This is a genomic window from Melissospora conviva (assembly GCF_049523535.1).
In the GTDB taxonomy this organism is placed as follows: Bacteria; Actinomycetota; Actinomycetes; order Mycobacteriales; family Micromonosporaceae; genus Melissospora; species Melissospora conviva.
This window is the reverse complement of sequence record NZ_JBLLDT010000011.1, coordinates 67,967-92,983: the sequence shown is the minus strand read 5'-3', so window position 1 is coordinate 92,983 and position 25,017 is coordinate 67,967. Positions and strand designations below refer to the sequence as shown.

General features: G+C 69.9%; 20 protein-coding genes. 12 read left to right on the top strand and 8 right to left on the bottom strand.

The window, feature by feature from the left end:
- Positions 1–97 precede the first annotated feature (97 nt).
- The 11 genes from kdpF (at position 98) to ACK8GG_RS20235 (ending at position 14,317) form a co-directional block, all read left to right on the top strand.
- On the top strand, positions 98–187 hold the full coding sequence (gene kdpF / locus ACK8GG_RS20285; RefSeq protein ID WP_440353227.1) for a K(+)-transporting ATPase subunit F: 90 nt from the start codon (positions 98–100) through the stop codon (positions 185–187).
- A complete protein-coding gene (gene kdpA / locus ACK8GG_RS20280) occupies positions 187–1,842 on the top strand; it encodes a potassium-transporting ATPase subunit KdpA (RefSeq protein ID WP_440351049.1) in 1,656 nt (551 codons plus the stop codon). The genes kdpF and kdpA overlap by 1 nt, the downstream gene beginning before the upstream one ends.
- Before the next feature lie 20 nt (positions 1,843–1,862).
- A complete protein-coding gene (gene kdpB, locus ACK8GG_RS20275) occupies positions 1,863–4,094 on the top strand; it encodes a potassium-transporting ATPase subunit KdpB (protein WP_440357007.1) in 2,232 nt (743 codons plus the stop codon).
- Entirely contained in the window at positions 4,094–4,975 is an 882-nt protein-coding gene (locus tag ACK8GG_RS20270; RefSeq protein ID WP_440353229.1) for a potassium-transporting ATPase subunit C, read from the top strand. Before kdpB ends, ACK8GG_RS20270 begins: the two co-directional genes overlap by 1 nt.
- Before the next feature lie 89 nt (positions 4,976–5,064).
- On the top strand, positions 5,065–7,632 hold the full coding sequence (locus tag ACK8GG_RS20265; protein WP_440351052.1) for a sensor histidine kinase: 2,568 nt from the start codon (positions 5,065–5,067) through the stop codon (positions 7,630–7,632).
- Positions 7,629–8,312, top strand: a complete 684-nt coding sequence (locus ACK8GG_RS20260) for a response regulator (RefSeq protein ID WP_440351053.1) — start codon at positions 7,629–7,631, stop codon at positions 8,310–8,312. The genes ACK8GG_RS20265 and ACK8GG_RS20260 overlap by 4 nt, the downstream gene beginning before the upstream one ends.
- 220 nt (positions 8,313–8,532) lie before the next feature.
- Positions 8,533–9,534, top strand: a complete 1,002-nt coding sequence (locus tag ACK8GG_RS20255; RefSeq protein ID WP_440351054.1) for a serine O-acetyltransferase — start codon at positions 8,533–8,535, stop codon at positions 9,532–9,534.
- 77 nt (positions 9,535–9,611) lie between these two features.
- Positions 9,612–11,126, top strand: coding sequence for an EamA family transporter (locus tag ACK8GG_RS20250; protein ID WP_440351055.1), 1,515 nt, complete (start codon positions 9,612–9,614; stop codon positions 11,124–11,126).
- Positions 11,127–11,155: 29 nt separating this feature from the next.
- Complete coding sequence (locus tag ACK8GG_RS20245) at positions 11,156–12,103, top strand: PLP-dependent cysteine synthase family protein (protein WP_440351056.1); 948 nt, start codon at positions 11,156–11,158, stop codon at positions 12,101–12,103.
- A gap of 2 nt (positions 12,104–12,105) precedes the next feature.
- Complete coding sequence (locus tag ACK8GG_RS20240) at positions 12,106–12,816, top strand: alanyl-tRNA editing protein (RefSeq protein ID WP_440351057.1); 711 nt, start codon at positions 12,106–12,108, stop codon at positions 12,814–12,816.
- A gap of 145 nt (positions 12,817–12,961) precedes the next feature.
- Positions 12,962–14,317, top strand: a complete 1,356-nt coding sequence (locus ACK8GG_RS20235) for an aminotransferase class V-fold PLP-dependent enzyme (protein WP_440351058.1) — start codon at positions 12,962–12,964, stop codon at positions 14,315–14,317.
- Positions 14,318–14,389: 72 nt separating this feature from the next.
- Here ACK8GG_RS20235 and ACK8GG_RS20230 read toward each other — a convergent pair whose 3' ends face one another.
- Positions 14,390–17,047, bottom strand: a complete 2,658-nt coding sequence (locus ACK8GG_RS20230; RefSeq protein WP_440357008.1) for a DEAD/DEAH box helicase — start codon at positions 17,045–17,047, stop codon at positions 14,390–14,392.
- A 195-nt stretch (positions 17,048–17,242) separates the two neighbouring features.
- Between ACK8GG_RS20230 and ACK8GG_RS20225 the strand changes: the two genes are divergently transcribed.
- Positions 17,243–17,797, top strand: a complete 555-nt coding sequence (locus tag ACK8GG_RS20225; protein WP_440353230.1) for a Uma2 family endonuclease — start codon at positions 17,243–17,245, stop codon at positions 17,795–17,797.
- A 198-nt stretch (positions 17,798–17,995) separates the two neighbouring features.
- Here the strand turns inward: ACK8GG_RS20225 and ACK8GG_RS20220 are convergent, their stop codons facing one another.
- From ACK8GG_RS20220 to ACK8GG_RS20190, 7 genes are all read right to left on the bottom strand, one after another.
- A complete protein-coding gene (locus tag ACK8GG_RS20220; RefSeq protein WP_440353231.1) occupies positions 17,996–18,784 on the bottom strand; it encodes a GntR family transcriptional regulator in 789 nt (262 codons plus the stop codon).
- A gap of 88 nt (positions 18,785–18,872) precedes the next feature.
- On the bottom strand, positions 18,873–20,075 hold the full coding sequence (locus ACK8GG_RS20215; RefSeq protein ID WP_440357006.1) for a dipeptidase: 1,203 nt from the start codon (positions 20,073–20,075) through the stop codon (positions 18,873–18,875).
- Positions 20,076–20,110: 35 nt separating this feature from the next.
- On the bottom strand, positions 20,111–21,100 hold the full coding sequence (locus ACK8GG_RS20210; protein ID WP_440353233.1) for an ABC transporter ATP-binding protein: 990 nt from the start codon (positions 21,098–21,100) through the stop codon (positions 20,111–20,113).
- The gene (locus ACK8GG_RS20205) at positions 21,087–22,067 is read right to left on the bottom strand and encodes an ABC transporter ATP-binding protein (RefSeq protein WP_440357005.1); all 981 of its coding nucleotides are present in this window, start codon (positions 22,065–22,067) and stop codon (positions 21,087–21,089) included. The genes ACK8GG_RS20210 and ACK8GG_RS20205 overlap by 14 nt, the downstream gene beginning before the upstream one ends.
- On the bottom strand, positions 22,064–22,900 hold the full coding sequence (locus tag ACK8GG_RS20200; RefSeq protein WP_440357004.1) for an alpha/beta fold hydrolase: 837 nt from the start codon (positions 22,898–22,900) through the stop codon (positions 22,064–22,066). The genes ACK8GG_RS20205 and ACK8GG_RS20200 overlap by 4 nt, the downstream gene beginning before the upstream one ends.
- Positions 22,897–24,078, bottom strand: coding sequence for a M24 family metallopeptidase (locus tag ACK8GG_RS20195; RefSeq protein ID WP_440353236.1), 1,182 nt, complete (start codon positions 24,076–24,078; stop codon positions 22,897–22,899). The genes ACK8GG_RS20200 and ACK8GG_RS20195 overlap by 4 nt, the downstream gene beginning before the upstream one ends.
- 3 nt (positions 24,079–24,081) lie before the next feature.
- Positions 24,082–24,963 (bottom strand): ABC transporter permease, encoded by an 882-nt coding sequence (locus ACK8GG_RS20190; RefSeq protein WP_440353237.1) that lies wholly within the window; start codon positions 24,961–24,963, stop codon positions 24,082–24,084.
- Between the last annotated feature and the right edge of the window lie 54 nt (positions 24,964–25,017).

The window sequence follows — 25,017 nt, the reverse complement described above, 5'->3', positions numbered from 1 at the left end:
GGTGGCAAGGAGTCAACGTGTCCGACGTGGTGTTCGTGGTGGTGACGGTGGCGCTCTTCGCGGCGCTCGCCCTGGTCGTACGGGGGGTGGAGAAGCGGTGAACGCCGTCAACGTGGCGGGCCTGGTGCTCGCGATCGGCCTCGGCGTCCTTCTCGTGGTCGCCCTGCTCTTCCCGGAGCGCTTCTGATGACCTCCACCACCGCGGGTGTGCTCTTCGCCCTCTCTCTGGCGGCGGCCCTGGTCGCCGTCCACAAACCCTTCGGCGATTACCTGTTCCGGGCCGTCTGCGGCACCCGGGCCTCACGGGTGGAGCGGGGCATCCACCGGCTGGTGGGGGTCGACCCGGCCGCGGAGCAGACCTGGGGCGCGTACGCCCGCAGCCTGCTCGCCTTCTCCGCCGTCTCGGTGCTCTTCCTCTACGCGTTCCAGCGGGTGCAGGACCGGCTCTGGCTCTCGCTGAACTTCGATCCGGTGTCGCCGCACGGCGCCTGGAACACCGCCGTGTCGTTCGTGACCAACACCAACTGGCAGTCGTACTCGGGCGAGTCCACGATGGGTCACCTGGTGCAGATGGCCGGGCTGACGGTGCAGAACTTCGTCTCCGCCGCCGTCGGCATCGCGGTGGCGGTCGCGCTGATGCGCGGTTTCGTCGCCCGGGGCACCGGGCAGCTCGGCAACTTCTGGGTGGACCTGACCCGGATCGTGGTGCGGATCCTGCTGCCGGTCGCGGTGCTCGGCGCCCTGGTCCTGATGCTCGGCGGCACCGTACAGAACCTCTCCGGCGGCCTCGATGTGACAACCCTGACCGGGGACGCCCAGACGATCACCGGTGGGCCGGTGGCCGGGCAGGAGGCCATCAAGCTGCTCGGCACCAACGGTGGCGGCTTCTACAACGCCAACAGCGCCCACCCGTTCGAGAACCCGACGGCCTGGACCAACTGGTTGCAGATCTTTCTGATCCTGCTGATCCCGTTCAGCCTGCCCCGGATCCTCGGCCGGATGACCGGGCAGAACCGGCAGGGCTACGCAGTCGTCGCCGTGATGGGGCTGCTGGCGCTGGCGAGCGTCACGCTGACCAACGTCTTCGAACTCGCCGGCGGCGGGACCGTGCCGCAGGCGGTCGGTGCTGCCCTGGAGGGCAAGGAGATCCGCTTCGGGGTATCCAACTCGGCCACCTTCGCCGCCGCCACCACGCTCACCTCCACCGGCGCGGTGAACTCGTTCCACGACTCGTACACCGCGCTCGGCGGGATGATGCCGATGCTCAACATGATGATCGGCGAGGTCGCGCCCGGCGGCGTCGGGTCCGGCCTCTACGGCCTGCTCGTCCTCGCCGTGATCACCGTCTTCGTGGCGGGCCTGATGGTCGGACGCACCCCGGAGTACCTGGGCAAGAAGATCGGCGTCCGCCAGATCCAGTTCGCCTCCCTCTACTTCCTGATCACCCCGGCGCTGGTGCTGATCGGCACCGCCGCCGCCTTCGCCACCGGCAACAACTCCACGGCGCTGAACACCGGCCCGCACGCGCTCTCCGAGGTGCTCTACGCGTTCGCCTCGGCGAGCAACAACAACGGCTCCGCCTTCGCGGGTATCACGGTCAACACGCCGTGGTGGGACACCGCCCTCGGGGTGTGCATGCTGCTGGGCCGGTTCCTGCCGATCATCTTCGTCCTGGCGCTGGCCGGCTCACTGGCCCGGCAGACGCCCACGCCCGCCTCCGAGGGCACCCTGCCCACGCACCGGCCGCTCTTCGTCGGCATGGTCGTGGGCGTCACGGTGGTCCTGGTGGCGCTGACCTTCCTGCCCGCCCTCGCTCTCGGCCCGCTGGCCGAAGGGCTGTGACCACCATGGGAAACCACACTATGCACGCCACACCGACGGCAACCGGCGAACCGCCCACCACAACCGGCGAACCACCGGCCGCCGAACACCCCGCCCCTCCCGTCGGCCGGGGCGCCCGCCCCGGCAGCGGCTTGCTCGACCCGGGGCAGCTGCTCCACGCTCTGCCGCAGGCCCTGCGCAAACTCGACCCGCGCACCCTGTGGCGCAGCCCGGTGCTGCTGATCGTCGAAATCGGAGCCGCCTTCACCACCGTGCTCGCGGCGGCCGACCCGTCGGTCTTCGCGTGGGCCGTCACCGGCTGGCTCTGGCTGACGGTGATCTTCGCGAACCTCGCCGAGGCCGTCGCCGAGGGACGCGGCAAGGCGCAGGCCGCCACGCTGCGGCAGTCCAAGAAGGAAACCGTCGCCACCCGGTTGCAGGACTGGCGACCCGGCGCCGACATCAGCGCCTGCCGACAGGTTCGCGTACCGGCCGCCGAGCTCGCCCAGGGCGACGTCGTACTGGTCGCGGCCGGCGAGATCATCCCCGCCGACGGCGACGTGACCGAAGGCATCGCCAGCGTGGACGAGTCAGCCATCACCGGGGAGTCGGCGCCGGTGATCCGGGAGTCCGGCGGCGACCGCAGCGCGGTCACCGGTGGCACTAAAGTGCTCTCCGACCGGATCGTCGTCACCATCACCCAGAAGCCCGGGGCCGGTTTCATCGACCGGATGATCGCCCTGGTGGAGGGGGCCGACCGGCAGAAGACCCCGAACGAGATCGCGCTGAACATCCTGCTGGCCGCGCTGAGCATCATCTTCCTGCTGGCCGTGGTGACGCTGCAACCGCTGGCGATCTTCGCCAAGAACCACCAGGCGGCCGCCCCGGACTCCGGCGCGATCACCGACGCCGGCGTCACCGGGATCGTGCTGGCGGCGCTGCTGGTCTGCCTGATCCCGACCACCATCGGCGCCCTGCTGTCGGCGATCGGCATCGCCGGCATGGACCGCCTGGTGCAGCGCAACGTTCTCGCGCTCAGCGGCCGGGCCGTGGAGGCCGCCGGCGACGTCGACACCCTGCTGCTGGACAAGACCGGCACGATCACCCTGGGCAACCGGCAGGCGGCCGAGTTCGTCCCCGTCGCCGGCCGGCCCGCGTCCGACGTCGCCGACGCGGCCCAGTTCGCCAGCCTGGCCGATGAAACCCCCGAGGGGCGCTCCATCGTGGTCCTCGCGAAGAACGACTTCGGGCTGCGGGAACGGGAACCGGGCCTGCTGCCGAACGCAGTCTTCGTACCGTTCACGGCGCAGACCCGGATGAGCGGCGTGGACCTCTTCGGCGACACGAGCGTGGACGCCGGTGTCACCGGACCGGCCCGGCGCATCCGCAAGGGCGCCGCCGCCGCCGTGCTCACCTGGGTCCGCGAGCACGGCGGCAACCCGCCCGCCGACGTCGACCGGGTCGTCGCCGAGATCAGCGACCTCGGTGGCACCCCGCTGCTCGTCGCGGAGCACGTTGAAGGTTCCCGGGCCGAAACCATCGGCGTCATCCACCTCAAGGACGTGGTCAAGCCCGGCATCCGGGAGCGCTTCGACCAGCTGCGCCGGATGGGCATCCGCACCGTGATGATCACCGGCGACAATCCGCGTACGGCGAAGGCGATCGCCGAGGAGGCCGGGGTCGACGACTTCCTCGCCGAGGCGACTCCGGAGGAGAAGCTCGCCCTGATCAGAGCCGAACAGCAGGGTGGGCGGCTGGTCGCGATGACCGGCGACGGCACCAACGACGCCCCCGCCCTGGCCCAGGCCGACGTCGGCGTCGCGATGAACACCGGCACGTCGGCCGCCAAGGAAGCCGGCAACATGGTCGATCTCGACTCCGACCCGACCAAGCTGATCGAGATCGTGGAGATCGGCAAACAGTTGCTGATCACCCGCGGGGCGCTGACGACCTTCTCCATCGCCAACGACATCGCCAAGTACTTCGCGATCATCCCGGCCATGTTCGCCGGCATCTATCCGAGCCTGGACACCCTCAACGTCATGCGGCTGTCCAGTCCGGAGTCGGCGATCCTGTCGGCGGTCATCTTCAACGCCGTCGTCATCGTCGCGCTGATCCCGCTGGCCCTGCGGGGCGTGACCTACCGGCCGGCCGGCGCGTCGACACTGCTGCGCCGCAACCTGCTGCGCTACGGCCTCGGCGGCGTCGTCGTGCCGTTCGTCGGCATCAAACTCATCGACCTCGTCATCGCCACCATTCCCGGGATGTCCTGATGCGCCTTTCCCACCGGCTCGCCCCGCACCTCGCCGCGCTGCGCGCCCTCCTCGTCTTCACCGTCCTGCTCGGCCTGGCCTACCCGCTCGCCCTGGTCGCCGTCGGCCGGCTGCCGGGGCTCGACGTCCGGGCCGACGGCTCCCTGATCACCGTCGAGGGCGCCGCGGTCGGCAGCGAGCTGATCGGACAGTCCTTCACCGACGCCGCAGGCACGCCGCTACCCCACTACTTCCAGTCCCGCCCCTCGGCGGCCGGCACGGGCTACGACCCCACCGCGACCGCCGCCGGCAACCTCGGCCCGGAGAGCGTCGTGGACACCCTCACGGCCGACCCGCGGGAGTCGACCCCGAGCCTGCTCACCCAGGTCTGCGCACGCAGCAAGGCCGCCGGAGAACTCGACGGCGTGGACGGGCGGCGACCGTACTGCACCGCCGACGGGGTCGGCGCGGTGCTGGCCGTCTTCCGCGCACACGGGCTGACCGGCCCGGTCACCCGGGTGGTCAGCGTCAACCAGGCCGCCCCGGCCACGCCCTTCGTCACCGCGTACGAGGGGGTGCCGGTGGAGCCGGCCCAGCCCGGCGTCGACTACGTCGCCGCCGGCGGACTGGTCACTCCGGTCTGGGGCGACGCGCCGGCCGTACCCGCGGTGCCCGCCGACGCCGTCACCGCGGGCGGCAGCGGCCTCGACCCGCACATCAGCCCGGCGTACGCCCGGTTGCAGGTGGCGCGGGTGGCGCGGGAGCGGGGCGCCGACCCGGCGCGGGTGCGCAGCCTGGTCGCGGCGCACACCACCGGACGGGCGCTCGGTTTCCTGGGCGAACCGGGGGTCAACGTCGTCACCCTCAACCTTGCCCTGGACCGGGAGTTCCCGCTCGGCTGACCTGACGGCACCGGGCCGGCGTGGCGACGCCCGGCCCGGTGCCCCACCCCGCCGCCTGCCGCGGCGGCGACCCGGAGGAGGGTGTGTTCGTGCCACGAGGAGAGCTGCGTATCTATCTGGGCGCCGCGCCCGGGGTCGGCAAGACGTACGCGATGCTGGAGGAAGCCCACCGGCGGGCCGGTCGCGGCACCGACGTGGTGATCGGCTGCGTCGAGACCCACGGCCGCAGCCACACCGCGGCGATGATCGGCGACCTGGCGCAGGTGCCCTGCCGAACGGTCGCCTACCGGGGCCGCGAGTTCGACGAGATGGACCTGGACGCCCTGCTCGCCCGGCGCCCCGAGGTAGCCGTGGTGGACGAACTGGCGCACACCAACGTGCCCGGTTCCCGCCACGAGAAGCGCTGGCAGGACATCCAGGAGCTCCTCGACGCCGGGATCACCGTGCTCTCCACGGTGAACGTGCAGCACCTCGAGTCGGTCAACGACGTGGTGGCCCAGATAACCGGCACCACCCAGCGGGAGACCGTGCCCGACGAGGTGGTCCGCGCCGCCGAGCAGGTCGAGCTGGTCGACATGACGCCGCAGGCGCTGCGCCGGCGGATGGCGCACGGCAACGTCTATCCGCCGGACCGCATCGACGCGGCGCTGGGCAACTACTTCCGGGTCGGCAACCTCACCGCGCTGCGCGAGCTGGCCCTGCTCTGGCTGGCCGGCAAGGTCGACGACCAGCTCGACGCCTACCGCGCACAGCAGGGCATCTCCGACACCTGGGAGACCCGCGAACGCGTCGTCGTGGCACTGACCGGCGGCCCGGAGGGGGCGACGCTGATCCGCCGCGCCGCCCGGATCGCCGCCCGCGGCAAGGGTGCCGACCTGCTCGCCGTGCACGTGGCCCGCAGCGACGGGCTCGCCGGTGCCGACCCGGCCCAGCTCGCCCGGCAGCGGGTCCTGGTGGAGCGCCTCGGCGGCACCTACCACCACGTGCTGGGCACCGACATCCCGTCGGCCCTGCGGGACTTCGCCCGCGGCGTCAACGCCACCCAGCTCGTACTCGGGGCCAGCCGCCGCGGCCGGTTCGCCCAGCTCCTCTCCCGGGGTGTCGGGATGAGCACCGCCGCCGCCGCCGGGCCGATCGACGTGCACCTGGTCAGCCACCCCGAAGCCGGCCGCGGCCGCCGGGCCGGGGTCCCGGCGGCGCTGTCGCGGCGCCGCCGGCTGCTCGGCTTCGCGCTCGCCGGCGGCGGCATGCCGCTGCTGGCCCTGCTGCTCCAGGCGCTGCCGACGCTCACCCTCACCAACGACATCCTCTTCTTCCTCGCCGGTGTCGTCGGAGTCGCCCTGGTCGGCGGACTCTGGCCGGCGCTGGTCGCGGCGCTCGGCGGTTCCCTGCTGCTGAACTGGTTCTTCGCCCCGCCCTACTACACCCTCACCATCGCCAAGGCCGAGAACCTGCTCTCCCTCGGCGTCTTCGTCGGTGTCGCCGTCGCCGTCAGCTGGGTGGTCGACACCGCCGCCCGCCGCACCCGCGAGGCGGCCCGCGCCTCCGCCGACGCCCAGACACTCGCCACCGTGGCCGGCGGCGTGCTGCGCGGCGAACGACCACTGCCGGCCCTGCTGGACCGGCTGCGGGAAACGTTCGGGCTGCGCGCGGTCAGCGTCCTGGAGCTCGCCGCCGGCGCCGAAGGGCGCCCGGACCGGGCCCACGACGAGAACGCCTGGCGGGTGGTGGCCGCCGTCGGCGACCGGCCGCCCGGCAGCCCGGGCGCGGGCGAAACAGCGGTGCCGGTCGACGAGCGCCTCACCGTCGTGCTCGCCGGCCGGCGGCTGGAGGCCGCCGACCGGCGCATCGTGGAGGCGTTCGCCGCCCAGGCCGCCGTCGCGCTCCGCCAGGAACGCCTGGCCGAGGAGGCCGCCACCGCCCGGCCGCTGGCCGAAGCCGACCGGATGCGCACCGCGCTGCTCGCCGCGGTCAGCCACGACCTGCGTACGCCGCTCGCCGCCGCCCTGGCCGCGGTGAGCAGCCTGCGCAGCGCGGACGTCGAGTTCGACGCCGACGACCGGCGGGAACTGCTCGCCACCGCCGAGGAGTCGCTGGAGCAGCTCGCCCGCCTGGTGGCCAATCTGCTCGACATGAGCCGCCTGCAGGCCGGCGTCATCGGCGTCACCCGCACCGCGATCGGACTGGAGGACGCCGTACCGCGGGCCCTCGACGACCTGGGCGCACCCGCCGCCGGTGTCTCCACCGACCTGCCGGCCGACCTGCCCGCCGCGCTGGCCGATCCCGGTCTGCTGGAGCGGGTGCTGGTCAACATTGTCGCCAACGCGCTGCGGCACAGCCCGCCCGGAGCGCCCCCGACGATCACCGCCGGCGCCCACGGTGGGGACGTGGAGCTGCGGGTCATCGACACCGGTCCCGGCATCCCGGCCGAGGAGTGGGAGCACGTGTTCCTGCCGTTCCAGCGCCTCGGCGATCGCGACAACACCACCGGCGTCGGGCTCGGCCTGGCGCTGTCCCGCGGCCTGACCGAGGCGATGGGCGGCAGCATCACCCCGGAGGCCACCCCGGGTGGCGGACTGACGATGGTGCTGCGGCTGCCCGCCGCGCCGCCTGGCGTGCCAGGCTCGGATCGGTATGCCCCGGAAGGAGGAACATGACCCGCATCCTGGTCGTCGACGACGAACCGCAGATCGTCCGCGCCCTGCGGATCAACCTGCGCGCCCGCGGCTACGAGGTGGACGTCGCCGGCACCGGCGCCGGGGCGCTCAAGGCGGCCGCTTCCCACCCGCCCGACCTGGTGGTGCTCGACCTCGGGCTGCCCGACATGGACGGCACCGAGGTCATCGGCGGGTTGCGCGGCTGGACCGGGGTGCCGATCATCGTGCTCTCCGGGCGGGCCGGCAGTGCGGAGAAGGTCGCCGCCCTGGACGCCGGCGCCGACGACTACGTGACCAAGCCCTTCGGCGTCGACGAACTCCTGGCCCGCATCCGCGCAGTCACCCGCCGCCGCGGCGGCGCTCCCACCGACAGCCTCCCCACCGCCCGGATCGGACGGCACAACGTGGACCTGGCCGCCCGGACCGTCACCGCCGACGACGGTACGCAGGTGCGCCTCACCCCCACCCAGTGGGCGATGCTGGAGCTGCTGCTGCGCCATCCCGGGAAGCTGGTGAGCCAGCGGCAGCTCCTGCACGACGTATGGGGGCCGGAGTACCAGCACGAGACCAACTATCTGCGCCAGTACATGGCCCAATTGCGCCGCAAGCTCGAAGACGACCCCGCCCGGCCCCGCCACCTGATCACCGAACCGGGCATGGGCTACCGGTTCCGGCCCTGAGATCACATGGCAGACGCCGGGGCGGGCCAAGCGCAGTCGCGGCCCTGTCGCCGGCTGACGACTCGCGGTGACGGCGCCCGGCCAACGGGCCTTCGCAAACCCATTCGCTGGTATATATTCGGCGTCGACTATATGACGTTGTCCTTCTTCGACGGACTTCGCGTACGCCGCAGCCGGGAATCGAGCACGCCAGGGGCCGGCTGGACCACGGGGGAATGAAATGTCCATCAACGAAACAGAACCTGCCTGTAACGGATCCAGCGATCTCACAGAGCCGGCGCGTGAACTGACCCGCGTCATCGACAAACTGCTCGCTCCCTGGGCGGGCGGACTGCACCGACTCGGGACCGCCCCGGCCGCGATACGGTCACAGGCCCTCGACTTGGCGGTGGGAGACCTGTTCGCGCTGACCGACCGGGATCCCGCCAGCTGCGGCTCATGGCGGTACGTACTCCAGGCCTACCTGTGCTATGAGAGCGTGCTGACCTATCGTCTCGCGCACACCGTGCTGCGCCTTTCTACCGCCGATCCCCTTGAGTCGCTCATCCTGGCACGTTCCATGTCCGAAGTGGCCCGCGTACGGACCGGCGTGGAAATACACCCCTGCGCTTCCATCGGCCCCCGCTTCGTCATCGATCATGGGCTCGGCACGGTCATCGGCGAGGCCGTCGTTACCGGCTCCGACTGCTACATACTCCAAGGCGTCGTGCTCGGCGCGCTGAAAGTCGCCGACAACGTGCCCGGCCCGCGGCATCCTCGCCTGGGCGATCGGGTCGAGATTGCGGGCTTCGCCCGGGTCCTCGGACCCGTCACGATCGGCGACGACGTTGTCATCGGCAGCCATGCACTCGTACGCACGGATGTGCCGGCCGGCAGTCAAGTCGTCGTACTGAACCAGTACCAGACCGTCACGGGTCCTCGGCCCATGGCGGTCTACGGCGTGGAGGCACTGGGCCGGTTCCGATTTCGGCTGCATGGCGACAACTTCGAGCGCGCCGGTCTCACCGTCGATCTGCTGGACCCTTCCCAGTTGCCACTGCCCGCGGGCGATCTCTGCGTCCTGCAACGCAGCCCCAGGTCCATGACCGTTCAGGTGTCACCGCGGGCCCGCGGGATACGCGCTTTCACCCACATCAGAATCCGCCACGGCGGCTCTGCCGTAACCCTCAGCATACCGACCGGCAAATCGGCACGGTCCGAGCGGATTCCCCTCTCGGCCTGAGCGCCGTTCGCGCCATGCCCGAGTCGACCCAGCTGCGCCGACGGCTGCCCACGACTTCGTCTGGAGACTCTTCGACAATGTCCTCCGCGCTCGAAACCGATACCGCTCGGACAATAACGGCACGGTTCCATCGTCCCAGCAGGCGCACGGTCAAACTTGCGCTCTGCTTCGTCATGGTGTGCCTGATCTGGGGGTCCACCTGGATCGCGATCAAGATGGCCGTCACCGACATGCCCCCGCTGACCGCGTCAGGACTGCGTTTCGTCATCGCCGCACCGGTGTTCATCGCAGCCTGCCGATACTTGAACAAGCCAATGACCTATCCGAGGAAGCTCAACTGGTTCTTTGGCTTCATCTTCGCCTGCTACTTCGCCATTCCCTTCTACCTGTACAACTTTGGCGAGCAGTACATCTCCTCGGGCCTCACTGCCATCTGCTTCTCATCGGTGGCCGTCCTCATGGTCGTCTTCAGCGTGCCGATCCTGCGCACCCGGATCTCGGCGACACAGTTCGTCAGCGTGCTCGTCGCCTTCACCGCGCTGGGCGCATTGATCATGCACTCCCAGGGTGTGGCAGTGACCAGTGGCTGGGGCGTACTGGCGGTACTCTGCGCCGCCGTGTTGCACGCGCTGGCGTACATAATGATCAAGAAGCACGGCGGGGAGATCCACTCGCTCACGCTCAACACGCTCCCGATGACCCTCGCCGGCGTCGTGCTCACCGGCCTCGGACTGATCATCGAACGCCCGGGCCCTGAGGCATTTACGGCGCGGAGCGTCGGAGCGACCCTCTATCTCGGCGTGATCGCATCGGTCATCGGGTTCGCGGTCTACTTCTGGCTGGTCCAGCGGACGGACACGGTCACCGCGTCGTTCGTCTTCGTCCTGTTTCCGATCTTCTCCCAACTCTTCTCCGTGATGATCGAGGGGACTGCCTTCAGCCACGTGGACCTGGCCCTGACCGGCGTGATCCTGCTCGCCTTCGGCATGACCCAGTGGGGACAGCGCCGCAACCAGCCCGCATCGCTCCCACCCTCCGCCTCGGCTGGTTCATCGACGTCGTCAGCGACGCTCACCGCAGACGGTCAGCCCAGCGAGAACGCGCTCGCGGCGGTCTATGCGCACGTCCAGGATGTGTATCCCGCGGAGGCCTGCGGTTTCATCAGAGCAACGGGGGTGACTCGCTGCGCCAATGTGATCGATCAACTTTCTGGAGATCGGGCAGTGGAGTCCGGCCGCACGTCCCGGACCGGATTCGCCTTCGGTCTGCCCGACCTGCGTGTCCTCGCAGAGTCCTTCGACGGCGACGACCCGGTGCGAATCATCTACCACTCGCACCCCGACGTCGGCGCCTACTTCAGCGAGGAAGACCACCGGCACGCAGTATTTGACGACCGACCGGTCTACCCGGTACGCCACCTCGTGGTCGATGTCACCAATGAACGAGTGCGAGGCTCACGGCTCTTCGACTTTGACGAACACCTGGGCCACTACACCGAGTACGCCTCCTTTGGCTCACCGGAGGAGCGCGCACCGGATGTCTCCATCGCCGGATCGGCCGACCAGCGGCACACCAACCAGGGGGCCCAATGACAGTACCTCGCACCGATATCGCGGATTCCGTGCTCGACACGATCGGAAACACGCCCCTCGTCCGGCTCTCCAGGATCGAGCCCGATCTTGACCGCGACCTCCTCATCAAGCTGGAGATGCTGAATCCGGGGGGTAGCCACAAGGTACGGATCGCGTTGAGCATGATCCACGACGCGGAGCAGCAGGGAGAGCTGCTTCGGGGCAGCGGCCAGACCATCATCGAGTCCACCGGGGGCAACACCGGAGTCGGCCTTGCGATGGCCTCCGCAATCCTCGGTTACCGGCTGGTACTCGTCATTCCCGACAACTACAGCACCGCCAAACAGCGCCTGTTGCGCGGATTCGGTGCAGAAGTAGTGCTGTCCGACCACCGCTTGGGCAACAACTCCCATTCGCAACTGGCGCAGCGGATGCTGCTCAGGAATCCCGACTGGGTGATGCTGCATCAACAGGCCAATCCGGCAAATCCTGCGATCCACGAGCGCACCACTGCACAAGAGATTCTCACTGCACTGAATGGCCGCGCTCTCCACGCGATGGTTGCCGGGGTGGGCACCGGAGGGCATCTGACAGGAGTGGGACGGGTTCTGAAGTCTCAGCATCCCGACATGCGGATTGTCGCGGTGGTGCCGGAAGGATGTTCGCTGCGGGAGGAACGGTTCGCACCGCACCGGATCCAGGGCCTCGCGGTGGGACTCGTGCCACCGATCCTCGATTTGAACCTCATCGACCAGGAGGTTCAGGTGTCCTACGAGGACTGCTTGAGGATGATGCGGCAACTGCTGCAGACTGAGGGAATCGCAGTCGGCATATCATCTGCGGCCAACGTTGTAGCAGCCTGTCGCGTAGCGCGCGAAATGCCGCGCGAATCCTGCACGCTCACCTTCGCCTACGACGGAATATCGGATTATCTGGAATCCCTGACACCGCCACATGACGCTACTCCCGACCACGTCATCACGAATGCCGGAGATTGAAAGTGACCACAAAGCTATACATTGACGACCCTTATCGCCGCGACTGTTCGGCCACGGTCAGTGGCATTCGGGGCGACAAGGTGTTCCTCTCCGAGACGGTCTTCTACCCGGAGGGCGGCGGACAGGTGGGGGACACCGGACGCATCGGTTCGGCGTGCGTCGTCGACACGCAGAAGGTCGGGGGCCGGCCGTTCGCCCATCCCAGCTTTCCCGACCTCATCATGATCGATGGAGAGGTGGGCCACGTGCTCGCCGCGGGCGCGGAACCGCCCGCCGTCGGCACGGAGGTCGAGGTGTCCATCGACTGGGAACGCCGGCTGCGCAACATGCGGCACCACTCAGCCGCTCATCTCGGCTTCTGGTTCGCCACCACCGCCCGTCCCGATCTGTACACCAAGGGTGCCCGCATCGACGGGGAGACGGCCCGTTTTGATTTCCACACGCCCGAACGGCTCACCACCGAGGAGGTGGCCGAGTGGGAGGAGCGGGCCAACGACATCATCGCCAGGGACCTGGAGATCCGTACCGTCCCGGTTGAGGGTGAGCATGAGGCGCGGGTCTGGCACAGCGGTGACATGGTGATTCCCTGCGGTGGTACGCACGTGCGCTCCACAGGAGAAATCGGCCGGATAAAGCTGCGCCGCAAGCGGCAGGGAAGCGCCTTGGAACGGCTCTACATCACCGTCGTGAACATCACCGAACCGGCGACCTGAGAGCGCCATCAGCGTCATCCGCGCACGGCAAAGCGCTCACACCGACATTCGATCGCGGCGCCGCAGGAGCGGGCAAGGGCTCCTGCGCGCCGCGGCAGGTCGGCGGAACCGACAGTTCACCTATTTCTGCCACAGGGAGCCTTCAGTGACCGTCGCCCCGTTCAACGCCCGGCGTGCGATCGCGCCGACCTTCGTCCTGCCGGCCGTACTCGGCTCCGACGTGATGGTGCCCCTAGCGAACGGCGCCATGGTTTCCTTCGCCAACTTCGACCACGCGGCGACCGCGCCCTGCCTGTCAGCAGTGGCGGAGGAGATCGTTGATTTTCTCCCTTGGTACGCCAGCGCGCATCGAGGGGCAGGCACTCTGTCCAACATGTGCACAGCCCGGTACGAGGATGCCCGGCAGGCGGTCCGGCAGTTTGTCGGCGCCCGTCCCGATGATGCAGTGATCTTCACCCGTAACACCACGGACGCCTTCAACTTGCTGGCGCGGTCGGTGCCGGATGACGCGACCGTGATCGTGTTCGCCGGCGAACACCACGCGAACCTGCTGCCCTGGCGGACGGTCGAACATCTTCCCATTCCGCCCGGGATTGACGAACTTCTCGCCGACCTCGAACGCACCCTGGCTCGGCGACGCGGCGGCGAAGTGCTGGTCAGTGTGACGGCGGCATCCAACGTGACCGGCGAGCTTCTTCCACTGCAGGAGATTGTCGAAACAGCGCATCGGTACGGAGCCCGAGTTGCGGTGGACGCCGCTCAACTCGTCGCCCACCGGCCGCTGGACATGGCGGGACTCGATGCCGACTACGTCGCCTTCAGCGGCCACAAGATGTACGCGCCGTTCGGCGTCGGCGTACTGGCAGGGCGTGCCGACTGGCTCGCCTCGGCGGAGCCCTACCTGATCGGCGGTGGAGCCACCGCGTACGTGTCCGACGACGCGGACCGCGTCGAGTGGGTGAGCGGCGAGGCTCGCCACGAGGCCGGCACCCCGAACGTGATCGGGGCGGTGGCGCTGGCGACCGCCTGCAGGGTGCTGCGCCCGGCTTGGGACTCAATCATGGCCTACGAGTCCGCCCTGCTCACCAGGCTGCGCACCGGACTGGCGGAGATCCCCGGCGTTGGTGAACTGTCCCTGTTCGGTCCGGCGAGTTCGCGGGTCGGCATCGTCACCATGAGCCTGGACGGTATCGACTCCGGCCTGCTGGCCAGCGCGCTCTCCGTTGAGTACGGCATCGGAGTCCGGCAGGGGTGGTTCTGTGCGCACCCGCTCACCCGGCACCTACTGCGCGACCGTCATCCCGATGCATCGTCCGGCACCGCTGTCCGGGCAAGTCTCGGCTTGGGCGTGACGCTGGAGCAAGTGGACCGCCTGCTGGACGCCGTTCAGACCATCAGCGACATCGGCCCTCAGCTTGTGTACGCCGGCGGAGAAGGCATCTGGCGACCACAGCCCGAACCGACCCCCGCGACGCTTCAGGCGCTGCGTCAGAGAGGCTGACACCAGCAACAACATCAAGGTAGGCGAGTTGGATCCGCCCCCCTGGACCGTGCGGCGGATGCCCGGCTGCGGCTACCCCTGCTTGGAGTCGTCGAACAGGCGCCGGCGCTCGGCCGCCACCACGTCCCGGACGAGCTCCGCCTCGGAGAGGTCCAGTGCCTCCGGGCTCGAGTCGGCCATGTCGCTGATCCGGGCGTAGTCGTCGAAGATCTGCTTCTTGGCCGCGAGCAGTTCGGTGATCCGCTGGTCGACGCTCTCCTCGGAGAGCAGCCGGTGGACCTGCACCGACTGCACCTGCCCCATCCGGTGCGCGCGGGCGATGGCCTGCGCCTCGGTCGTGGGCTTGAGCTGCGGTTCGCAGATCACGACGACGGAGGCGGACTGGATGTTGAGCCCGACACCGCCGGCGACGATCTGGGCGACGAGGGCGGCGCCGTGCTCGGCGGCGGAGAACTCGTCGACCATCTGCTGGCGCTGACCGGCGGGGACGGAGCCGGTCAGCGGGCCGAAGACCGGCCCCGGCAACGACCGGGCGACCAGGTCGAGCACCTTCCTGAAGTGGGAGAAGACGAGGACTCGCCGCTCGTTCTCCTCCGCTTCACGGACGATCTCGATCAGGCGTTGCAGCTTCGCGGACTGCGCACCCCCCAGCATCGCCACCTGGCGCATCTGCATGAAGTTCGCGCCCGCGACCGCGTCCCGGTACACCGCACGGTCCGCCGGGGAGAGCGGGATCCACTCCTCGACCTCGATCAGCTCCGGCAGTTCGGTGAGCACGTCCTCCTGGTTGCGGCGCAGGTACGCCGGCGCGATCCGCCGGCGGAACGCCCGCGGCGACAGTGCGTCGGCGTCCACGGTGAGGTCCGGGCGTACGTAGGAGGCGAGGTTGCGGAACTCGCCGACCCTGTTCTCCAGCGGTGTGCCCGTCAGCAGGATCGCCCGCTCCGCCCGGGTGATCAACCGGCTGGTCCGCCTCGTCCGCTGCGCTCCCGGGTTCTTGATGTAGTGGGCCTCGTCCACGACGACGCAAGCCAGGTCGCGGACTTCCCGCAGCGCGGTCTCCCACCACGCCAGCGTCTCGTAGGTGGTGACGGCGACACCGCCCTCCCGCAGCCAGGTGGCGGCGGCATGGTCGCGGTCGGGTCCGTGGACCCGGAGTGCGCGCAGCCGCGACTTGCCGCCGACCTCGCGGACCCAGTTGGTCACCACCGCGGCCGGGCAGACCACCAGGAAACGCCTCTTGCCGCCGCTGTGCAGGTGTGCGAGGACCGCGAGCGCTTCGACGGTCTTGCCGAGACCCATCTCGTCCCCGATGATGACCTTGCGCTGCACCAGGGCGAACCGGGCCGCGAAGCTCTGGTAGCCGCGCAGCGACACCGTCAGGTGTTCGCCGTTGAGAGTCTGGTCGCGTACGGCCGCCACGATCTCCTCGGAGAGATCGCCGTGCACGGCGTTCTCGTCCTCGGTGACGAACCCCAGCTCGGCGAGCATGGCGAAGTAGTCGGCGGGGCGGGCGAGGAAGTCGGCCCAGGGGTCGGCGTCGACTACCTTCCGGCCGGCTGTCGACGACATGCCGAGCAGTTCCGCGCGCCGTTTGACGATCTGGATGCTCTCGGTGAGCCCGGCGACCGGGAGCCCTCTGGTCGGGATCACGAGCAGGTGGCTGGTGTCCCGGTCGAGCACCGGGCGCAGCGGGGCGAGTTCGGCGGCGCGTTCGAGGTCCGCCACCGCACCCTGGGTCTGCCGGCTCCCGTCCCATTCGGCGAGGCGGCGCAGCAGCTGGGTCGCTTCCGGGGACCGGTGGTCGACGTCGATCCGGACGGCCGTGTCCTCGGACGTCTCCCGCAGGAGGGTCTGCGCGGCGGCGAGCATCCGCCGCGCCGAGGTCTCGCCGACTCCCGGAAGCGCCTGCAGCGACCCGCCCCGGTTCAGCACCTCCTGCACCGTGCCGATCCCCGCCTCGGCGAGCGCTCCGAGCCGAAGAGGGTCCGGACTGACCGCCTTCAACGCCGCCACGGGCATCTGCTCCAAGGCCTGCCGGACCTCGGCGTACCGCACCTGCTCACCCGCCGCCCGCGCCGCCGCTCGCTGCGGCGCTTCGCCGGCGACGACCTTGGCGATGGCGTCCAGTGCCTCGGGCAGCCCGTCGATGGCCGACCGGTCGAGCAGCTCGGGTGGCGCACCGCTCCGCGTAGCGAGCAGACCGAAGCCCAGCGCGGGGTCGAGCAACACCGGGAAGCCCAGCGCTGGGGAGTCATCGGGCGCAGAGACGGGGCCGAGCCGCTCCAGCCGGCGGACACCGTCGTACCGGAGGAAGACCTGATGCTGACGGCGCAGGACGCCCGCAGCCTCCGCCGCCGCCTGCTTCTTCGCCGACCCGGTGAAGAAACGACGCAGCCCGAGTACGGGCGTGACGTCGGCGACGGCGCGGGGCACCTCCGTGGTGAGCAGGCGCAGGAAGGCACTGTCGTCGGCCGTCAGCGCGGGGAGCGCGGCACGTTCGCGCAGACGCGGGAGCACCCCGGCGTCACTGCCGCGCAGTGGGAGCACCTGCCAGGCGGCCTGCCCGGCCCGGTTGACCACGACGCTGCGCGCCCGCAGCGCCTCTTCGTCGCCGTCGGCCGCCTCCCGCACCGTCCGACGCCACCGCTGTACGTCCTCGGCACGTCGACTCCACTGCGTGAAGTCCGCCGTCAGGCGGCGAACCTCTTCACGCTCGGTCTTGTCCATACTCACCGCAATCGAGGGGCCCAGAGTGGGCATCGTAGTGCAGCCCGCACACCGTCAGCACCTCGCGACGCACAGGAGGTGACAGCCGATGCCGGGTCGCCGGGGCTAATGATCAACTCCTGCCTGCGTCAGAATCCCGGTCGGGACGGATTGTCGAGGCACCGCCCGCCCACAACCGGCCGGTACGATGCCCGCATGAGCTCGGATGCGGTCGGCAGGCACATGCCCCCCGTCGTGACGCTCGACGACCTCACCGCGATGATGGCCGCGGACGAACACCACCGGTACGAGATCAGCCCTGAGGGAGTCCTCTCGATCATGCCGCCGCCGGGATACGCCCATGCGATCATCGCGACCCGGCTCATGGTGTGGCTCGCCCAGGGCGGTGTCCCGGCGGACCGGATCGCCCAGGCGGTCGGACTACGCATCCCTGGTCGCCTCGGCGGCGTCGGCGGACGCATTCCCGACCTGGTCGTTTGGAGCAAGGCCCAGGCGGACGGTGTCTGGCTCCCGGTCGCCGATGTGCTCCTCGCCGTCGAAATCCTCTCGCCAGGTTCCGAGGGCATCGACACGGTGACCAAACACAACGAGTACGCCGCCGCCGGCATCCCGCAGTACTGGGTGGTCGACCAGGATCCGGCGCAGACCGTCACCATGCACCGTCTGGACGGCGATCATTACACCGTCCGCGCGACCATGCCCCTCGCCTGGGTCCTCAACACCAACCCGGCAGAGCACGACCTCGGCTGAATCTTGAGCACGCGGCTTTCAAGCAGACGCGCACTCCCAGCGCCTGCTGTTGCTTCCGGCTTTCCAGATGTCGAGGCCGACCGGGGATCGCAGTACATCTCGAAGCAGCGCGTCGGATTGGGGCGCGCGGTACCGGCCAAGGCAGGCGGCGGCACCGGAGAACACGGCCCGGTCACCGGCTCCACCAGACCCGCTCCCTCAGGAGTCGGCCGAGCGCCGGGGGCGGACACCGCCTGCCCGTGGGGCCGGCTCGGCACGCTCCTCACCCCGGCTGATCCGCAAGGTCAGCACGTCGGTGCGGACCGTGACGTGCCCGTGGAAGAGCGCGGCGCCACCCGGGCCGTAACCGATCTGGGTCGCGCTGATCAGCGGGTGCCCGAGCGACACGTCGAGGCGGGCCGTGGACTCCTCGTCGGCGGGCACCGCGGCGAGTTCGATCTCGGCCCGCCGGACCGGCATGCCGGTGGCGTCGGCGAGGAACTCGAACATGTCCAGGTCGATGCTGACCAACCCGGACGGGTCGAGGTCGCGGCCGTCGAAACGCAGCGGCAGGTGGTCACGAATCCAGGCCGCCGGCACCCCGTCCACGGCGAAGAGCCGGTCGACCCGCCACACCGGCGAGTCCGGCTCCAACCCGAGCACCGCGGCGCAGTCAGCCGGGGCGCTCGCCCGGCTGACCGCCGCGTCCTGAAGGGTCGGCCGGTGGCCCGAGGCGGTGATCCGGTCCCGCAGCGCCATGACGTCACTGAGCGAGACCGGCACTCGTTCGGCGCCGCCGTGCACGAAGGTGCCGATCCCCCAGGTACGGGTCACCATTCCCTCGGCGGCGAGTTGGCCCAGCACCTCTCGCACGGTGGCCCGGCTGACCTCCAACCGGTCGGCCAGATCCCGTTCGTTGGGTAGCTTGTCCCCCGTCAGGAACTCGCTGCCGATCAGCTCCCGCAGCCGCCCGTGTGCGCTCTGCAGTGCGGTTTCGCGCCGAGCCATCCGCCCTCACCTCATCGCTGCCCGCCGCCGTCGACGGCGTACGAGAGTCTAGTTCGTCCACGTCCTCCCACGACGGCGTGTAAGCGCACTACCAGACCTGCTCCAGCACGCGGAGCGTGTTCCCGCCGACGACCTTGGCGATCTCGTCGTCGGAGTAGTCGTGCTTGACCAGCCAGCCGACGATGTTGCCGAAGGCCTCGCCCGGATTCTCCACTCCGGACACGTACTCCACCCGCGGGTGCTCCGGCCGGTTGCCGGCGTCGTGGGCGTAGTTGCCGGCGTACGTGTTGTGCACCCCGACGTGGTCACCGAACATGGTGTCCGGTCCGAAGGTGACGTGGTCGATGCCGACCAGGTCCACGCAGTAGGTGAAGTGGTCCATCACCGACTCGATCGAATGGTGCGGATGCTCCGCCGAGAGGGTGGTGTGCGGAGCAGCCTCGATACCGATCACCCCACCCCGCTCGGCGCAGGCCCGGATCACCTCGTCCGGCTTCATCCGGGAGGTGTCCCAGACCGACCGGGCGCCGGCGTGGGTGATGAAGACCGGTACCCGGCTCGCCTCAATCACATCCAGCGACGTCCGGTCACCCGAGTGCGAGATGTCGATGGCGATGCCGAGCTTGTTCATCCGGTCGACCGCACGCCGGCCGAAGTGGGTCAACCCGCCGTCGTTGCGTTCGGAGAGGCCACCGCCGAGCATGTTGGCCTGGCTGTAGGCAATACCGAGCTGGCGGACACCGAAGCCGTAGAGGATGTCGATACGGTCCAGCTCGTTCTCGATCGGGCTGCTGCACTCCAGGCCGGCGACGAGGGCCAGCCGGCCGTCCCGCTTCGCGGCGTGGATGTCCGCCACCGAGGTGGCCAGGAAGACGTGGTCCTGCTTGTAGAGATCGCTCATCCGCATCCCGAGGGCGTAGATGAGGTCGTTCCACTTCCAGCCGTTCTCGCTGGTCACGCAGGAGGCGCCGGCCATGAAGTTGTCGAAGACCGCGGTCAGGCCGGAGCGGGCCAGGCCCTCGTAACCGGTGCGCTGCCGTGCGGTGCGGTTGTACGCCCGCAACTCCCGCACGTCCTCGGGCAGGATCACCGGGTGCTCGTGCAGCGAGATCGCGGTGTGCTCGGTGAGCAGCCGGGTCACCCGCTCACGCTGGGCGTCGCTCAGTCCGAGGTCGTGTTCCGGTACCCGGCCGACCTCCTTCGCCAGCGTGAACTCCCGGTAGTCCGAGTGCGGCTCCAGGTACGAGTACGACCGGTGGCCCTGGTACCGGGGCGCGGGTTCTTGCAGCAAGACACCTTCTCCTTAGCGAGGACGGTCGCGGGCTGTCAGGCAGCCAGCGGGAAGTGACAGGCAACCGGGTGCTCGTCGGCGGCCAGCGGTGGTTCGGTCGTGGCGCAGGCATCGGTCGCCTGCCAGCAACGGGTCCGGAACCGGCATCCCGACGGCGGGTTGATCGGGCTGGGCGGGTCCCCGGCCAGCAGGATCCGCTGACGCTGCCGACGGTCGGCCGGGTCGGGCACCGGCACGGCGGAGAGCAGCGCGCGGGTGTAGGGGTGCCGCGGCGATTCGTAGAGGGCGGCTTCGGGGCCGGTCTCGACGAGCTTGCCGAGGTACATCACTGCCACCCGGTCGGAGATGTGTCGCACCACCGACAGGTCGTGGGCGATGAAGACGTACGCGATGCCGAACTCGTTTTGGAGCTGTTCCAGCAGGTTGACCACCTGCGCCTGGACGGAGACGTCCAGGGCGGAGACCGGCTCGTCGCAGACGATCACGTCGGGGTTGAGCGCGAGCGCCCGGGCGATGCCGATGCGCTGGCGCTGCCCGCCGGAGAACTGGTGCGGATAGCGGTCCAGGTGCAGGCTGGGATCGAGGCCGACCAGGTCGAGCAGTTCGCTGATCCGCTCGTCGCGGCGGCGCCGGTCCAGCACATCGGGGTGGATCTCGAAGGGCTGGAGCAGGATCTCCCGGATCGTGCGGCGGGGGTTGAGCGAGGTGTACGGGTCCTGGAGGACGATCTGGATCCGCCGCCGCAGCGCCCGCAGTTGCCGCCCCCTGGCCTGGTGCACCACCGAGTCGCCGAAGCGCACCGCGCCGGAGGTGGGCTTCTCCAGCCCGACCAGCATGCGGGCCAGGGTGCTTTTGCCGCAGCCGGACTCCCCCACCACGCCGAGCGTCTCGCCCCGGCGCAGGTCGAAGGAGACGCCGTCGACGGCCTTGACCACCCCGCCGGAGGTGAACGGGACCCGTCCTCTGACCGGGAAGTGCTTGACCAGGTTCTCGACCCTCAGCACCACGTCATCACCGGGCGGCACCGAGCACCTCCTCGTGGTGGTGGCAGGCGCTGGCCCGGTCGGCCGGTAGCGCCAGCAGCGGGGGCAGGGTCAGCCGGCATTCGTCGGTGGCCCGGGGACAACGCAGGTGGAAGGGACAGCCGGCGGGGAGCCGGGCCGGGTTGGGCGGGGCGCCGGGGATCGCGTAGAGCCGCTCGTCGCGCCGGTCCACCCGGGGCATCGAGGCGAGCAGGCCCTCGGTGTAGGGGTGGGCCGGACCGGCGAAGATCTGCTCGACCGTGCCGCGCTCGACGATGCGGCCGGCGTACATGACCGCCACGTCGTCGGCGACCTCGGCGACCACCCCGAGGTCGTGGGTGATCAGCAGCAGGCCCATGCCGCTCTCCTGCTGGATTTCGGCGAGGAGCTCCATCACCTGGGCCTGCACGGTCACGTCCAGGGCGGTGGTGGGCTCGTCGGCGATCAGCAGGTCCGGCTCCAGGGAGATGGCCAGCGCGATCATGATGCGCTGGCGCATGCCGCCGGAGAACTGGTGCGGGTAGTCCCGCATGCGGTCTTTCGCCGCCGGGATCCGGACCCGTTCGAGCAGCTCGATCGCCCGGCGCCGGGCGTCGGCCCTGGACATGCCGCGGCGTACGCGCAGCACCTCCATGAGCTGATGCCCGACGGTGAAGACGGGGTTGAGCGCGGCCATCGCGTCCTGGAAGACCATGCCGATCTCTTCGCCACTGATCCGGTCGCGCTGTTTGCGCGGCAGGGTGAGCAGCTCCCGCCCTCGCAGCTGGACCGATCCGGTGATCGTGGCCGGCGGCACGTCGAGTATGCCCGTCACCGCCTGCGCGGTGACGCTCTTGCCGGAACCGGACTCGCCGAGGATGGCCAGGGTCTGTCCGGAGTGGACCTGAAGTGACACGCCGTTGACCGCTTGAACCGCCCCGTTCGGGCCGGGGAAGGCGACCCGCAGATCGGTGATCTCCAACAGCGTCATCGCAGCACCCCGGCTCTGGCGAGGAAGTCCCGCACCACCTGCTGGAACTTCTCCGGCTCCTCCAGCTGCGGCGAGTGGCCGGACTTCTCGAAGACCACCAGCTCGGCGTCGGGGACGAGGTCCGCGATGACCTGCGAGGCCTCCACCGGCGTACGCCAGTCGTGCCGGCCCACGGTGACCAGGGTCGGGCAGGTGATCGCCGGCAGCTTGGGCTTGAGGTCGTAGCGGGGCATGTTCTGCCCGAATGCCGCGTTGTGGGTCCGGTAGTGGAACCGGGTGGCGGCCAGCCGCGCCTCGTCCTTGGCCGCGTCGTGCTGGTGGTCGTAGAGCGGCAGGATCGCCCGCCAGTACTCCCGCAGCTGGTCGTTGCTCTCGAACCGGCCGGTGCCGATGCGGTCGATGACCCACTCCGGAATCACGCCCCGGTCGGTGCCGCGGGCCCGTTCCACCGCCAGGTGGTCGAACGCGGTGTCCGCCGCGGTGTCCCGCAGCACCAGCGCGGAGACCCGGTCCGGGTGGGCGACGGCGTACTCCAGGGCGATGAACCCGCCGTACGAACCACCGGCCATGACGATCTTGTCGTAGCCGAAGTGCTCCCGGATGGCGTCCACGTCGGCCACCCACTGCTCGTGGGTGAACGGCTCGTCGTCGCTGGACTCGCCGGAGCCGCGGGCGTCGAAGACGATTACCCGCATCCGGTCGGCGAACGGGCCGAAGGAGCGCTTCGGCTCGGCGCGTGAGCCGAGACCGGGCGCGCCGTGGTGGACGATCATCGCGGGCGCGTCGGCCGGGCCGAACGCCTCGACGACCAGTTCCGCTCCGTTGATCTTCATCGGACTCCCTCGATGATGTTGGATGCCAGGTCGCGCGGGTATGTGGTGAGCCGGCGCGGGCCGGCCGCCTCCACCAGGACCGTGTCGGAGATGCGGTAGCCGGCGTGGCCGGGAACGTAGACCCCGGGCTCGCTGGAGAGGAGCATCCCCGGCGCGAGCACAGTGTCGTCGGCGTCCTCGACCCAGGGCGCCTCGTGGTTCTGCAGCCCGATGCCGTGCCCCTGGCGATGGCGGATGTGGTCACCCAGCCCGTGCCCGCGCAGCACGTCCAGGCAGATCCGGTTGACCTCGGCACAGGTACGGCCGGCCACCATCGCCTGTGTGCCGATCTCCTGCGCCTCCCGGTCGGCCTCGTAGTAGCGCACCTGCTCGGCGGTGGGCTCGCCGATGACGAAGGTCCGTTCGCTCTCCACGAACCGGCTGGCCACGGCCGCGCCGAGGGAGAGGATCAGCGTGTCGCCCCGCTGGAGCCGCCGACGGGTCGGCAGACCGTGCGGCAGGGCCGAGTTCGGACCGGCGTAGACCAGGCCGCCGGCCAGCTTCGTGGTGTAGACGACCAGGTCGTACCCGGCGTACATCCGGTCGGTGCCGTGGGCGATGACGTGCCGCGCGATCTCGTCCTCGCGGGGCAGCGGTCCCCCGCCGGCCAGGGCCTCCTCGATAAGCGCCCGTCCGGCGCCGAGCATCTCGTCGCAGATCCGCGCGGCGGCCTCGTGGAACGGGATCTCCTCGGGAAACTTGCGCAGTCGCAGCTTCGCCACCGCGTCGGTGGTCTCCAGTGTCGCCCCGGCGATGGCCCGCGACAGCGCCGTGAACGCGCCGACGGACACCCCGGCGCTCACCCCGATACGGCGGACCGGACCGCCGGGCCGCGACAGCGCCGTGGCCAGCGTCTCCTCGGCGGTGACCACGCCCGGGTACTCGAAGTAGGTGATCATCGGAACGGTCACGCCCTGCTGGGCGGCGTACTCCTCGTCGAGGCGGGGGATCACCAGCAGCGGGTCCCCCTCGCGTGGCATCCAGAGATAGACCGGACGCTCGGTGGCGATGTAGAAGAAGCCACTGAGGAAGGCGACGTCCGCCGGGGAGGTGGCCAGGAAGCCGTCCAGGCCGCGGGCGTCGAGCGCCTCCCCGAGCCGGCTGCGGACGCTGCGGTAGAAGGTTTCGGGCAGTCGCACGGGTCAGCCTCCGTTTCGGCGCGGGTCGCGGATGTCGTTGATCCGCGTCCCGGCGAGGGTCGCCGCCAGCACCAGGAACAGGATCGCCAGGGACGGGAAGAGCGTCTGCCACCAGGCGAGCGCGATCGTGCCGCTGCGCTGGGCATTGAGCAGGATGCGCCCCCAGGACCAGGCGTCGGGATCGCCGAGGCCGAGGAAGCTCAGGCCGGCCTCGGAGATCACCGCCCGGGAGGCGGTGATCAGCACGCTGACGATCATCAGCGAGACGACCGCGGGCAGGATCTCCCGGGTGACGATCCGCCAGCCGGTGGCGCCGAGCACCCGGGCCCCGTCGATGTAGGGCATGGCGCTGACGACCAGCCCCTGTGACCGGATCAGCCGGGCGACCTCCGGCCAGGCGAAGAATCCGATGATCAGGGTCAACGTCCAGACATTCGGGTTCACCACCGCCGCCAGCATGATCATCAAGGGCAGCGTGGGCAGGGCCAGCATCACGTCGGTGATCACGGTGGCGACCGCGTCGATCGGCCGGAAATAGGCAGCGGCCAGGCCGATCGCGGTGCCCAGCACGATCGCGAGCAGTGATGCCGCCAGGCCGATCACCAGACTGGTCCGGGTGCCCCAGACAACCTGGGCGAAGACGTCCTGGCCGAGGTCGTCGGTGCCGAACCAGTGCGCGCCGGACGGCGGTTGCAGCACGTCCGGGCCGGCACCGCTTGGCTCGTCGGCGATCAGCGGCGCGAAGACCGCCATCAACACCATCACGAGCAGGACCAGCACCGACAGCGCAGCGACGGGCTGGCGCAGGTACCCGGACCAGGAGGACCGCTTGACCGCGACTGGAGCCGACGCCGGTTCCTGCACGGCCGGCAGGGGTGCGCTCACGGCACTCTCCCTTCTGTGGTGACGGCGAACGGGTCCGGGCGACGCGCCTCGGGT